Annotated in this window: 12 protein-coding genes; 2 read left to right on the top strand and 10 right to left on the bottom strand. The window is 67.9% G+C overall.

The window, feature by feature from the left end:
• The 9 genes from ACFYVJ_RS34680 to ACFYVJ_RS34640 form a co-directional block, all read right to left on the bottom strand.
• Nucleotides 1–1,763 (bottom strand): hypothetical protein (locus ACFYVJ_RS34680; RefSeq protein ID WP_388900484.1); only part of this gene is annotated, 1,763 nt, incomplete at its 3' end.
• Between the two features lie 104 nt (nt 1,764–1,867).
• On the bottom strand, nt 1,868–2,488 hold the full coding sequence (locus ACFYVJ_RS34675; protein WP_388900482.1) for a hypothetical protein: 621 nt from the start codon (nt 2,486–2,488) through the stop codon (nt 1,868–1,870).
• Between the two features lie 1,124 nt (nt 2,489–3,612).
• Nucleotides 3,613–3,855, bottom strand: a complete 243-nt coding sequence (locus ACFYVJ_RS34670; protein ID WP_388900479.1) for a hypothetical protein — start codon at nt 3,853–3,855, stop codon at nt 3,613–3,615.
• A 28-nt stretch (nt 3,856–3,883) separates the two neighbouring features.
• Nucleotides 3,884–4,264, bottom strand: a complete 381-nt coding sequence (locus ACFYVJ_RS34665; protein ID WP_388900476.1) for an RRQRL motif-containing zinc-binding protein — start codon at nt 4,262–4,264, stop codon at nt 3,884–3,886.
• Entirely contained in the window at nt 4,264–5,286 is a 1,023-nt protein-coding gene (locus tag ACFYVJ_RS34660; RefSeq protein WP_388900473.1) for a DUF2637 domain-containing protein, read from the bottom strand. Before ACFYVJ_RS34660 ends, ACFYVJ_RS34665 begins: the two co-directional genes overlap by 1 nt.
• Nucleotides 5,283–5,954 (bottom strand): GGDEF domain-containing protein, encoded by a 672-nt coding sequence (locus ACFYVJ_RS34655; RefSeq protein ID WP_388900470.1) that lies wholly within the window; start codon nt 5,952–5,954, stop codon nt 5,283–5,285. The genes ACFYVJ_RS34660 and ACFYVJ_RS34655 overlap by 4 nt, the downstream gene beginning before the upstream one ends.
• On the bottom strand, nt 5,951–6,280 hold the full coding sequence (locus ACFYVJ_RS34650) for a hypothetical protein (RefSeq protein WP_388900467.1): 330 nt from the start codon (nt 6,278–6,280) through the stop codon (nt 5,951–5,953). Before ACFYVJ_RS34650 ends, ACFYVJ_RS34655 begins: the two co-directional genes overlap by 4 nt.
• On the bottom strand, nt 6,277–6,543 hold the full coding sequence (locus ACFYVJ_RS34645; protein WP_388900464.1) for a DUF6284 family protein: 267 nt from the start codon (nt 6,541–6,543) through the stop codon (nt 6,277–6,279). Before ACFYVJ_RS34645 ends, ACFYVJ_RS34650 begins: the two co-directional genes overlap by 4 nt.
• 206 nt (nt 6,544–6,749) lie before the next feature.
• Entirely contained in the window at nt 6,750–6,944 is a 195-nt protein-coding gene (locus ACFYVJ_RS34640) for a hypothetical protein (RefSeq protein ID WP_388900462.1), read from the bottom strand.
• 618 nt (nt 6,945–7,562) lie between these two features.
• Between ACFYVJ_RS34640 and ACFYVJ_RS34635 the strand changes: the two genes are divergently transcribed.
• Both ACFYVJ_RS34635 and ACFYVJ_RS34630 read left to right on the top strand, forming a co-directional pair.
• On the top strand, nt 7,563–7,895 hold the full coding sequence (locus ACFYVJ_RS34635; RefSeq protein WP_388900459.1) for a GntR family transcriptional regulator: 333 nt from the start codon (nt 7,563–7,565) through the stop codon (nt 7,893–7,895).
• A 158-nt stretch (nt 7,896–8,053) separates the two neighbouring features.
• Nucleotides 8,054–9,301, top strand: a complete 1,248-nt coding sequence (locus tag ACFYVJ_RS34630) for an XRE family transcriptional regulator (protein WP_388900457.1) — start codon at nt 8,054–8,056, stop codon at nt 9,299–9,301.
• Between the two features lie 180 nt (nt 9,302–9,481).
• On the opposite strand, the gene ACFYVJ_RS34625 is transcribed toward ACFYVJ_RS34630, so the two are convergent.
• Entirely contained in the window at nt 9,482–10,990 is a 1,509-nt protein-coding gene (locus ACFYVJ_RS34625) for a PIN-like domain-containing protein (RefSeq protein ID WP_388900454.1), read from the bottom strand.
• Nucleotides 10,991–11,341: the final 351 nt, after the last annotated feature.

The following is an 11,341-nucleotide window of genomic DNA, read 5'->3' as shown; positions in this document are numbered from 1 at the left end:
CATCCGGCGCGGTCGTCGTTCCAGCGGTCGGCGTAGTCCTCCCCGGCGGCGTCCGCGGATGCGGCGTCGAGGAGCGGGTGGCGGTCGCTGGTGGCCAGGGTGGCTTCGCGGGCCATGCTGGGGGCGGTCTTCCAGCCCTTGAACGGGGTCGGGGCGAAGCCGTCCGCGCCGGCGGCGCCGATGATGCCCGCGCCCTTGGCCTTCAACTGGCTGGCGTCGGCCTTGACCCTGGTGAACAACTTCGCCGCGTTGTTGCCCGCCGACTCCCCGGAGGTGAGCGCGACACCGACCGGGGAGAACTTGCGGACCTCGGTGTTACCCAGAGCGGAGGTGTTGCCGTCCACCGCGGTCAGCACCAGCCGCAGACCCATGGCCCGGGTTGTGCGCATGATCTTCTTGACGTTGGCCTGCACGTCCTTCATCACCGGGTCCCGGAACGACGGCGCGGACAGCAGTTCCGCACCCTCGTCCACCACGATCATGATCTGCGGCAGGCTCGGAGAGATGGGCAGGAGCGTGGTGTCCTGCGCGTCCATCAGGTCCTGATAGGCGTGCTGGCGTGCCGCGTTGATGGCCAGCGCGGCGCGCAGCATGCGCTGTGCTTCCTTGGGGGTGGAGGCCACCCAGTCCACCGCCGGCCGCGTCCCGGCCGGAGCCGCGGGCCGCCCCGCGGGCGGGAGCATCTTCCCGGCGGCTTCCAGTGCCGGGCGGACCCAGGGCCGCGCGCTGGCGCCGGCTTTGAAGTCGATGACCCAGGTCAGTACGTCGGTGCAGCGGGCGAAGCCCGCCAGCACCACGTCTACGAAGGTGGACTTGCCGGATCCGGGCGGGCCCAGGATCAGCGCGCACGCTTCCCGCAGGAACACCTGCACCGGGTCGGAGTTGGGCAGCAGCCCCCACGGGATCCCGGTCAGCAGGGACAGCGGGGCGTAGTCGGTCGGGTAGGTGTAGGTGCGGTCGATGACGTTGTCCGTGGCGATGTCGAGCACCACGCGGCCCTGCCGGTCGCCTTCCTCCACGTGGATGGCGCAGCCCAGCGGCAGCCGTGCATCCGCGGCCAGGCCCTTGGCCTGGTTCTGGATCTGCGTCCACACCGCCCCGCCTGCGGGAAGTTCCGCGGCGAGGCTGAAGCCGGCGCCGGTCGCCCACATCTCCACGGCGAACACGCTCACCCGCACACCCGAGACGCGGTGGATGCGCTCTTCCCACTCCGAAGCGAGCGCGAGGCGGTCGGCGTTCAGCTCCCGGTACAGCTCCTTGGCTTCCGCGGACATGCGCTGCTCTTCGGCGGCTTCCTCGTGCACCGCCGCGTTGCTCGCCATGGCGCCGACGCCGACCCCGAGAGCGGCCAGGGATCCGGCCGCGGCCCACTGAAGCGGGCCCGTGGCCACGGCCCAGGTGGTCCAGCCGCCGGCCAGCAGCCAGGAGGCGCAGCGGGTGACCAGGGTGCGGCCGGTCAGCTTCCGCCGCACGCTCACCCCGATACCGTGCCCGATCGCACCGGCCGCGCCGATGGCCATGGGCCAGCCCGGCGGCATGCTCGTGGCCGCACCCAGCAGCGCGACCGCCCCGGCACCGGTCGTTGCCGAGACGGCACCGCTGACGGGGCCGTGGGGGACGGACCAGTCCAGCGGCAGCCTGCCGCCCGGCTTGTCCTTACCCGAACGCCGCCGCCGCGGCGCCGACTCCTTGACGGGTTGCGCACCGGGGGCGGCGGGGTGGTTGCCGCGGGTGCTGGAGAGGTTCAGTCCGTGCTCACTCATCCGCATCTCCTTCACGCGGGAAACAGCAGGGCCGAACCCGCACGTGCCGCGGGTTCGGCCCTGCTGTCGGCACCTGCCCGAAGTGGGGGCAGTGGCCTGGGGGTTCAGTCGTCCTGGTTGTTGGTGGTGTCCCACATGGCCTCGCCGATGCGGGGCTCCTCGTGGCGGCGGATGTCGTGCTCGTGAACCTGCTGCGCGGTCTGCGCGACCTCCTCCGCGGCGTCCACAGCGCGCTTAAGGTGCCGGTAGACCTCCTCCAGCCCCTCGCCCACGAGCTTGTCCAGCGGGAACTCCTCATCGGACTTCTCCGCCAGGATCTTGAACGTGTTGCTGATGCTGGTCAGCGCCGCGGGCATCCCGGCCAGGGTGCTGATCACGTGCATCGCCCCGTCCGGCTCGTACGCGCCCGCCGCCTCCTCCATCTCGGATGCCGAAGCGTCGAACAGGAACCCCGGCGTGCTGGTGTTGGACATCTCGTCTCCCTTGGTCAGATCGGCCCAGTCCAGTGCGGTGTGATTGCGCGGTGCCCGCGGCACCCGATCCAGCAGCCGCCGCCCTCCGTCGTCGGGGTCGGCGTGCTGGCGGTCTTCGAAGTCCTGCCAGGCGGCGCGGTCACGTTCGTCGCGGTCGGCGCGGGCGCGGCCCATCAGCCGCCACCACAGCCGCCGACCCGGATACATCAGCCCCGACCAGCCCAACCGCCGCCCGATGGGTGTGGTGAGCATCCCGAGCAGTCCGACCGGCGCGACCAGCGCCAGAGCAAGGGCGCCGCGTCCCCAGTACCGCAGGCGCGAGCGCCGCAGCTTCGAGCGCATCGCGCGCCGGGCGACCGCTCGGCGGCGGGCCTGCCGGGCGCGCTCCACGCGTCCGGCCGCGGCGCGGTCGCGCTGCGCCCGCCACCCGGCACGCGCCCCCGCCAGAGCGCCACGCGCCCGGCCCGGACGCCGGTGACCTCCGGCCTTGTTCGAGCGGGTAGCAGCAGGTGAGCGGAAGGTCCGGCCGCCGTTCGTGGTGCGGCGGGCGTCGGCCAGGCGGCGGCGGGCCGCCGTGTCCGAGCGACGCCGCGCGCTGCGCGACGGAGCGGTCGAACGCCGGTCGCTACGCGCGCCGCGCAGCGCGGACAGCCTCCCTCGCGAACCATCCGCCCGCGACGTGCTGCCGGAGCGGTTCTTGCGGCCAATGGGCCACCGCGTGCGCCGCCGCGAACCACCCAGACCGCCAGCCGCACCGCTCCCCGCCCCGGCGGACGTGGAACGGTTCTTCCTCCCCGCCCCGGTGCTCCCCCTGCCGGTCGTCCCCGCAGACGCGGTGCGGCGAGTCTGCCGCGGCACCATCCCGCCCCCGGCCCGCCCGCCAGCCCGGCGGGAGCGTCGGCCGCCCGCCCGGCCCCGCCCCGAACCCCACCCGCCGCCAGCAGAGCTTGCCGACCGGCGAGGGTTCCTGCGACTGGTGCCGCCTGCGGAGCTGTTGTTGGTGCGTCGGGGGCGTTGGCGGGTGTTGTGCTGGCGCATGTGGGCGGCGACCGCGCCGGTCAGCGCCGCCCCACCCAGAGCAGCAGCAGCCGCGATGGGTCCGGCGGCCAGGGAGGCGGCGGAGGCGAGTCCGACCATGGTGTTGCCGGTCGTGACCGCCAGCGGCACCGCAGGGATACCGCCGCGGGTGTGCGCCGCCGGCTCCCGGCCGGGCGTCGGCTGCCCGCGCTGCGGCGGGGGCGGCGAAGTTGCGCCCGGGGCGGGCGCGATCGGGGTCGTCTGAGTCACGATGGTTCTCACTCCTTCACGGAGTCGAAGGGCCCGGCCGCGTGCTGTGGAAGGTTCGGCGGCCGGGCCCGGGTATCGGATCGTGCAGGTCAAAGTCGGTTCGACTCCAGGGCGAAGAACATGACGTTGGCCCGCGCCAACTCCGGCTTCTGCCGAGTGATGTCGCCGCGGATGGCCTGGTACACGTCGCTACGCGTCGCCCCCGGCGGCGGGGTGTAGGTACCGCCGTAGGTACTCGTCAGCCGTCCCGGAATCTCCAGCGTGATGACCCAGTGATGAGAGCCCTGCGCCGGTTCAGCCCGGGAAGCGGTCTGCTCGGTCTGCGTGGACACTGCTGATCTCCTTACCTGGTTGGGGTGTTCAGGCGGGGTGCGAGGGTTCGGGGTAGGCGCAGGTCACGCACATGCCGAGGGTGCGCGGGATGCAGTAGCCGGCGTCCCGTGCGCAGGCCGGGCAGGTGCGGCGGGCGCGCATCGCCAAGGCGAGCGCGGCCCGCTTGCGGGGGGTCATCGGCCGAACCGGCTTGGCCAGCTCCCAGCGGTAGAGGTAGGCGACCAGCGGGCCGCGCTTCTTGCGCGGGCGGATGAGCTGAGCGGCGATGTCCTGCCCGCCGGGCCGCAGCCCGCGGGCGCGGAGCTGGCGCCGGGTGGCGTAGCCCTCCGGCGCCAGCTCCCACGGGAAGGTCGGGATGCCGAACCGCTCGCCGGCCGGGTCGTAGCAGTCCGCGAACGCGACGGACATCAGGACACCAGCCGTCCGTCACGGGCCTCTTGCAGACGGGCGCTGACCCAGCCCACGGACCACCCGGTGTGCTGCGCGATCTGCCGAACGGAATGCCCGGCAGCGGCACCGGCGCGCACAGCCTCAACCGCGTCGGGCTCGTTCATCTTCGCCAGCGCGATCGTGTTCACCGGCTTGCGCCTGGGCGTCCCGGACGGCTTGGTGAGGCGTTCACGCCCGGCAGCCTCAGCGTGTTCACGAACCTGCCGTTCGCGGTGTTCACGCTGCTCGCGCTCCACCTGTTCACGGCGCTCCCGCTCGACCCGTTCACGTTCCTCACGGGCCAGTTCGTAGGCGCGCTGTTCCTGGCGCTCGCGTTCCTGGCGTTCTATCTCCTCACGGTGCAGCCGCGCCTCGTGCTCGCGTTGCTCGCGCCGCTCCGCAGCCTCCCGCTCCGCACGCTGCTGCTCCAACCGCGCCTCATGCTCGCGGGCTTCGCGCTCGCGCCGGTCCGCATCGGCCTGGCGCTGTTCACGCTCCTGCCGGGCAGCCTGTTCATATTGCTCGCGTTCGATGCGTTCACGCTCGCGCTGTTCACGCTGTTCACGGTCGATGCGTTCAAGCGCGGCGGAGATCGCGCGGCGGTAGGCAAGCCCGGCTTCGGCGGTGACGATGAGCAGCGTGGGCGCGACCGCGTGAACGGCCACCCCGACCGCATCGCCCTTCAAAGCGGAATGCCCGACGTTCAGGGCGAGAGTCATGATCCCGGTCAGCCAGCGCAGGACCGCCGGCCACCTGCCGGCCGTCCCGCCCAACCGCGCAACCGTCGAGTCCAGCCGCACCACGATCACCACGGCCGCGTCGACAACCAGCGGCAGAATCGGCGCGGTCCACTCCCACCCCGCGGGGGCGACACCGCGCACCAGCGGAGTCACGGTCAGAACGGAGAACAGCATCGCGCCCAACGTGATGCCCCACGTGCCCACCGACAGCGTGCGCTCAGCCGACCGGATCTGCCCCGGGCTCATCGTGGAGAAGTTCATGCCGCGCCTCCCTTCGGTGTCAGATGGGCCCCGTCGCGGCCGACGCGGCGGCCGTTGACCGTGGCCAGCGCGGGCGCGTCAGGCGCGGCGGTAAGCCAGCCGCCGCCGTCGCGCTTGGTGATGTACATCGCCTCATCGGCCCGCCGCAGCGCGGCCGACAGGTCCAGCTCGGGGGCGTCGCCGGTCCAGCACGCGCCGATGGACGCGCCCACGGTCAGCTCCCGCCCGTCGACCAGCAGGGGGGCGGTGATCTCGCTGTGCAGGCCGCGCAGCAGCCAGGGAAGGCCGATCTCGGACCGCAGCGGCACGACGACGGCGAACTCATCCCCGCCCAACCGGGCAGCGATCCCACCGCGGTTACCGTCGAGCGCGTTGCCGTCGAGTGCGTCGTTCAGGCTCGCGGCCACATCCCGGATGACCTCATCACCCGCAGCGTGGCCGTAGCGGTCGTTGACGACCTTGAAGCCGTCCAGGTCGACAACCAGCACCGCGCACAGCCCGCGACGCAGCAGACGCCCGGCGCGCCGCTCGAAGACGGCGCGGGTGTCCAGACCGGTCAGGGGGTCGCGGCGGGCCTGCCGTAAGCGGCGGCACAGCCACAGCGTGTGGGCCGTCCAGCCGGTCAGCATCGGCATCGCCGCGGCGGTGGCAGGAAGGAGAGTGCTCATGCTGCGCTCCCCACCCGCGCCGGGGCGTGTACGTCGCCGTAGCCGGTCAGCTCCACCTCGGCTCCCGCGTAGTCGCCGTACGCCCGCAGCACGCGCGTACGGCCGTCGCTCTGCTCACGGTAGGCAACGGCTTCCGCAGCGACCGCCAGGGCCTCACGCCACGACTCGAAGTCGGACAGGCCGTTGTGGAACGTCAACTGCAACCGGTTCGGGTAGATCGGGGAGACCTGCACGTCAGGGGCGGGAAGGTGCCCGAAGTCCACCCTCAGCAGCCGCAGGACCCGCAGCGGCACGGCCAGACCGTCCAGCGTCAGGCCCTCGTTCATGCCGCACCGCCCGACGTGCCGGTGGTGCGGCGGTTGGCCAGCGTGCAGCGGAGGGCCAGCGCCCGGTTCCGGGCCCGGCGGCTGCGCTGGTTGTCCAGCTCGTTCGGCGGACGGTCAAGGGCGATGATCTGCGCCTCGATCAGGTCGATACCCGCGAGGATCTCGGGCATCTCCTGCTCGATGGCGTCCAGCTCCGCGTCCGTGGGCTCAACCCACGGCTCGAACGCGGTAACAGCATCCTGAACAGTGACAACATGGTTCATGGGTCGTGTTCTCCCTAGCAGATGGGTACGGCCCGAACAGCGCCCCCGGAGCTGCAACTCCGGGGGCGCCCGCCGTAGAGGTTGAGAAGGCGGCCGGCAGTGGTGCCGACCTCCGGCTTGCGTTGAGCGGGGAAGGGGTGCCCCGGGCGGGATTCGAGCCCGCGCCCTCACGGCGTGGATGCCGGGGCGATGGTGCGTGCTGTTCTTCAGCGCAAGGTCGGTTCCGCTGCCAGCAGGCGGCGGGCCAGCGCGAGCCCTGAGGGGGTGAGCGCGTCCTGCGACACCAGGTCGGCCGCGTACAGGCTCATCAGGGCATCGGCGTTGTAGCTCGACACCCGCCGATCCTCCCGGCGAGCTGCACGGACCAAGATGCGCTGCTGTGCGTAAGGAACGTCGAGCATGGGAGCTCCCGTGGTTGATTCCGACTCCCCGCACCCCCGCCCCTCCGCACGCCTCACAGAGTGAGCCGCGCGGACCAGACGGGAGAGGCAGCCGGCCCGCCGCGGTATGCGCGCGGGGCCAGGGGCGGACCGTGATGTGTGCGGCGCCGCCGGCCGGTCCGTATCGGCGGCGCCCTGATAGTCGTCGGTTCACACCGACCTCCCGCAGATCGCAGGGAAGAAGACTGCGCGGGCGTGGCCATCGGCCACGCGGTCCGTCTTTTCGAGTGGGGCAGACGGGGCCTGCGATCTTTGCCCTTGTCTCACCTGTACGCGTGGATCACATGTCCGTCCCGTGAGGGGCGGCATGGGAAAAGGTGCGTACGAGTCGCACAGGCAGGGCCTACGGCTTGTCGCTGTTGCCTGATCCCGGGTGACCAGAGGACGCCACCTGTATGGCACCCCTCCGCAGATCTCTTGCTCGGAGGCGCCTGCGCGTCATGGCTCCGGGTGCGTCTGTTCAGTTGACAAGGACCTCGGGTTCGACCCGACTGTTAACTAGCTTGCACTAGTCCGCTGTGGTGCACAACCCCCATGCGGTGATGCGCACTAGTTCGCTGTGGTGGGTACCCTCAGAGCATGGCTGTCACAGGAGGACCCACCCCGAAGGCGGTGCAGGTCGCGGACGCGCTCCGCGAAGACATCAAGAGCATGAAGCCCGGCGACAAGCTCCCCTCACAGCGGGAGCTGATGGAGCGCTTCGGGTTCGCGAGCCAGACCATCCAGAACGGGCTAGCCGCGCTCCGGGCCGAAGGCGCGATCGTCTCGGCCGGGAACCTCGGCAACTTCGTCGGCGACGGGGTGCCCACCAGCGACGTACGTGACGAGATCAAGGAAATCCGCTCCCAGGTTCAGGCGTTGACCGAACGGGTCGCTGCACTCGAAGAGGGCTCCGCTTCGGGTGGTTCGTGATCTGCAACCAGCATGCGAGGAACGGGAGTTGTGAAGTAAGTGACATCCAGGGGGCGGCGAAGCGGAGGTAGGGACATGTCCGGTGACACCCCCCTGTCCCCTTCCCTGTCACCCCGGCCGGCGGGGGACACTCGGGGAAGGCACTCAGAGGAGGGCGCATGACCGACGACAGGCCCGCGTGGGCGCGGCGTATCGCCGCGGAGCGGGCAGCGCGTGACTGGTCTCAGCGGGACGCCGTCAGGGCTCTGCGGGCGCACGCTCCATCGGAGCTCCCCGCGGAAGACAGCATGATTCGCCAGTGGAAGCGATGGGAGTCGGGCCAGATGCCGAACGACTTCTACCAACCGATCATCGCAGCCACATTCGGCACGGTGACGCACGCCGTTTTCCCCGCGCCCTCACGCCGCGATGGAAACAGCGAGATCCTGGCCGTGACCGGCATGGAAACACTGGAAATCGTGAGCCGGTTGGGAAAGTCTGATGTCGACAATGCCACGCTCGACGCTCTGAGGATCACTGCCGACCGGCTCAGCTCCGAATATCCGTACATGCCGAGCGAGCAATTGCTGATCGAAGGACGGCAGTGGCTACGCCGTGTTGTCGAACTCCACAAGAAGAGCCTGACACTTGCTCAACACCGTGAAGTGTTGGCGCTGTCAGGTTGGCTCGCGCTACTTGTCGGCTGTGTCGAATACGACACGGGGAATCGTCACGCCGCCGAAGCGACGCGAGGCGCCGCCCTATCCCTCGCTAACGAAGCTGACAACGCAGAGGTCGCCGGATGGGCGCACGAAATGCGAGCGTGGTTTGCCCTCACGACCGGCGACTATCGCGGCGTTGTCGCCGCCGCCCAAGCGGGAGCTGAGGCGGCACCACACCACAGCGTGGCGGTTCAGCTTGCCGCTCAGGAAGCTAAGGCGTGGGCTCGACTCGGAGACAGACGACAGGTTGAGGTCGCCCTCGACAAGGGGCGGCGAATGCTCGAAGGAATGCCGCACCCCGAAAACCTGGACAACCACTTCGTGGTGGACCCATCGAAATTCGATTACTACTCTATGGACTGCTATCGGCTGGTCGGCGAAGACAAGATTGCCCGCACGCTGGCCGAGGAAGTTCTGAGGGCGGGAACTGACTTCGATGGCCATGAGCGGTCACCCATGCGCAATGCAGAGGCTCGCGTCACGCTCGGAGTCACGGCAGCACGTGAAGGCGACTTGGAACAGGCGTTGGCGATGGGGGAACGGGCCCTCGACGGGGAGCGTCAATCTGTGCCGTCGCTCATCATGACCAGTCGCGAACTGGCCGCCGAGATGCGGCGCCGGTACAGCTCCGAGTCTGCCGCGCAAGACTACCTCGCCCGGCTCGACGCGCTGGCGCGGGAGAAGCCCGGGTTCATGCCCCGATGACCCGCGGTGGGGCAGGTGTGGGGCAGGCGCCGGGCGACGCCGGAGAACAGCAGGTCAGAGGCACTTTCCGCGGCGGACTGTAAATCTGTCGGCGCAGCGTCCTGGGGTGGCAGCACTCTCATCCGTGGGGGTTCAGGCACGTTCACCACCCATAGACTGATCTCAGCCATTAACTTTCAGTCAGGATGCCTCATCGAATAGCTCGCTAATTGCTGCGGTGAGCATGTTGCGGGCCACGCCATCCTCGATATACCCCTTACTTATCCTCACCCATTTTGTTCTCACATCCGACTCTCTTTCTAGGTCCATCAAATATTGGACAGCCGTAGCAGTCAGAGGGGAATGTGAAATCACAAGAATCGCTTGCAGTTCGTGTGCTTCAACTATCTTCTTCAGGTGCCGCAGATCGTCAGCATCAAGATTTTTGATGTAATGTCGAACCTCAATGCCGATATTCACACCCCGCAACTTGAGTGCCATATCTGGCATGGGCACGCGCGCCCCCCTAGTGAGCTGCTCATCCAGATTGAGAACTTCAGCTTCAGGGAACAGTTGGCGCAGCGCTATCTCGACGCCGTCGCTGTAGCCTCTAGACCTATCCCGAGCCTGCTCCGACCTTTCAAGATCACTCACCGACCGAAGGTCTACTCGCAAGTTGAATACTTCATTGGCGAGTGCAAGTAGCTGACTTGGGGTAACCATGAACAATTGAACATCCGCCCTATTTCGCAGCTCAACTGTCAATTCCGTGCGAGGGCGGGCCGGGGCGTAGGGTGTGCTGGGAATCCACCAGTCTGACTTCACGTCACCCGTCACCAGGAGCACGTCACTCCGTCGACGCTCTGCCTCTTCGAGAATCTGAGACCACATTAAGTAATCGCCAGCAGCTTTCTCTACTGGCTTCTCTTTGAAGTCTTCGTAACCTGGAGGAACTTGCTTCTCTGCGCGCTTTTCGGCCTCCAATATTGCAGCCGAGAGCGCCGATTTCAGGTAGGGCTCACCGATGCGCCCACGCAATAATTCGTCGAGTTCCGTCAGCACAGGATCCGACTGAGTTGTGGAATCGCCCTTTAAGGCATCTTCCTCCGCCTGTTTCTGTATGTAGGCTTTGACCTCATTCAGGGTTCGTTCAATCGCTTTCTTGCTACGTGCTAGGTGCTCCTTAGCGTTCGCATCGTTAGCCAGATGCACATCCCTGAGCCAGCGATCTAATGCATCGCTCACACTGCGATTTGCCTTGTCCAGCGCTGCGCGGGTTTCTTTTGCTTTGCTGTTATGGTGCCCTCGTACGGATGGAAGATCGCGATTGCGCCAAAACTCAGACAAAACCTGGTGCGGTATCCACAAGCGTTCACGAAGCTTCCTCAGTGCCGAGAACGTATCCCGCCTAGTGTGCTCGTTGCTGCGATACAGATTGAGTAACACATTGGTGTCTAGCGCGATCATTCCGGACGTGAATAGATGACTATAGTCCTCGCGCGTCGGCGTCCTATAAGCGTCTTCGCAATTGAATATACCCCTTGGGGATGATTGTTTGCTGCCCTTCGCCACGTCATGACTTTTCTCAGGCAAATTTTCTCCAAATTTCAGGCGGTGCATAGGGCCTTGTGCGTAGAAACAGTATCGCAGAGTGGCTTTCACGTCGCCGGGCGTTTCGGGGAACGTGTTGAGTGCGGGCTGGTCGAGCAAATGCTGATGATCGCAAGGCGCGTTCGTCGGTCACCGCACCTCCCACGTGGTTCCGGGAACCATTCCAGCAGGTCCCACTGACAGCGGGCCCACGACGACCGCGCTGGGAGGGCATACGCGGTCTCACTTGTGGTCTCGATCGCCCCACCTTCCGGGCTGGTTCACCGGCGTCCGCTTACATCCGGCAACCCACTTGGCCGGCCGCGACAGCGGGGGGCACAGACGTACCCGGACACCAGCGAAACAAGATCGGACAACTCGTAATGCGTAGGTCAAGGGTTCGATTCCCTTAGGCGGCTCCACTGGACCCCAGCTCAGAATCTTTCTGAGCTGGGGTTTTTGGTTCAGCGG

Origin of the sequence: Streptomyces sp. NPDC004134 (assembly GCF_042874195.1) — a bacterium.
GTDB lineage: Bacteria > Actinomycetota > Actinomycetes > Streptomycetales > Streptomycetaceae > Streptomyces.
The sequence above is the reverse complement of the archived record's forward strand: the minus strand, read 5'-3'. Positions and strand labels throughout refer to the sequence as shown.

Bases quoted from the DNA above. Each gene is read 5' to 3' on its own strand.
- ACFYVJ_RS34675 (WP_388900482.1), bottom strand. From the start codon at position 2,488: ATGCTCACCACACCCATCGGGCGGCGGTTGGGCTGGTCGGGGCTGATG.
- ACFYVJ_RS34665 (WP_388900476.1), bottom strand. From the start codon at position 4,264: ATGTCCGTCGCGTTCGCGGACTGCTACGACCCGGCCGGCGAGCGGTTC.
- ACFYVJ_RS34660 (WP_388900473.1), bottom strand. From the start codon at position 5,286: ATGAACTTCTCCACGATGAGCCCGGGGCAGATCCGGTCGGCTGAGCGC.
- ACFYVJ_RS34655 (WP_388900470.1), bottom strand. From the start codon at position 5,954: ATGAGCACTCTCCTTCCTGCCACCGCCGCGGCGATGCCGATGCTGACC.
- ACFYVJ_RS34650 (WP_388900467.1), bottom strand. From the start codon at position 6,280: ATGAACGAGGGCCTGACGCTGGACGGTCTGGCCGTGCCGCTGCGGGTC.
- ACFYVJ_RS34645 (WP_388900464.1), bottom strand. From the start codon at position 6,543: ATGAACCATGTTGTCACTGTTCAGGATGCTGTTACCGCGTTCGAGCCG.
- ACFYVJ_RS34640 (WP_388900462.1), bottom strand. From the start codon at position 6,944: ATGCTCGACGTTCCTTACGCACAGCAGCGCATCTTGGTCCGTGCAGCT.
- ACFYVJ_RS34635 (WP_388900459.1), top strand. From the start codon at position 7,563: ATGGCTGTCACAGGAGGACCCACCCCGAAGGCGGTGCAGGTCGCGGAC.
- ACFYVJ_RS34630 (WP_388900457.1), top strand. From the start codon at position 8,054: ATGACCGACGACAGGCCCGCGTGGGCGCGGCGTATCGCCGCGGAGCGG.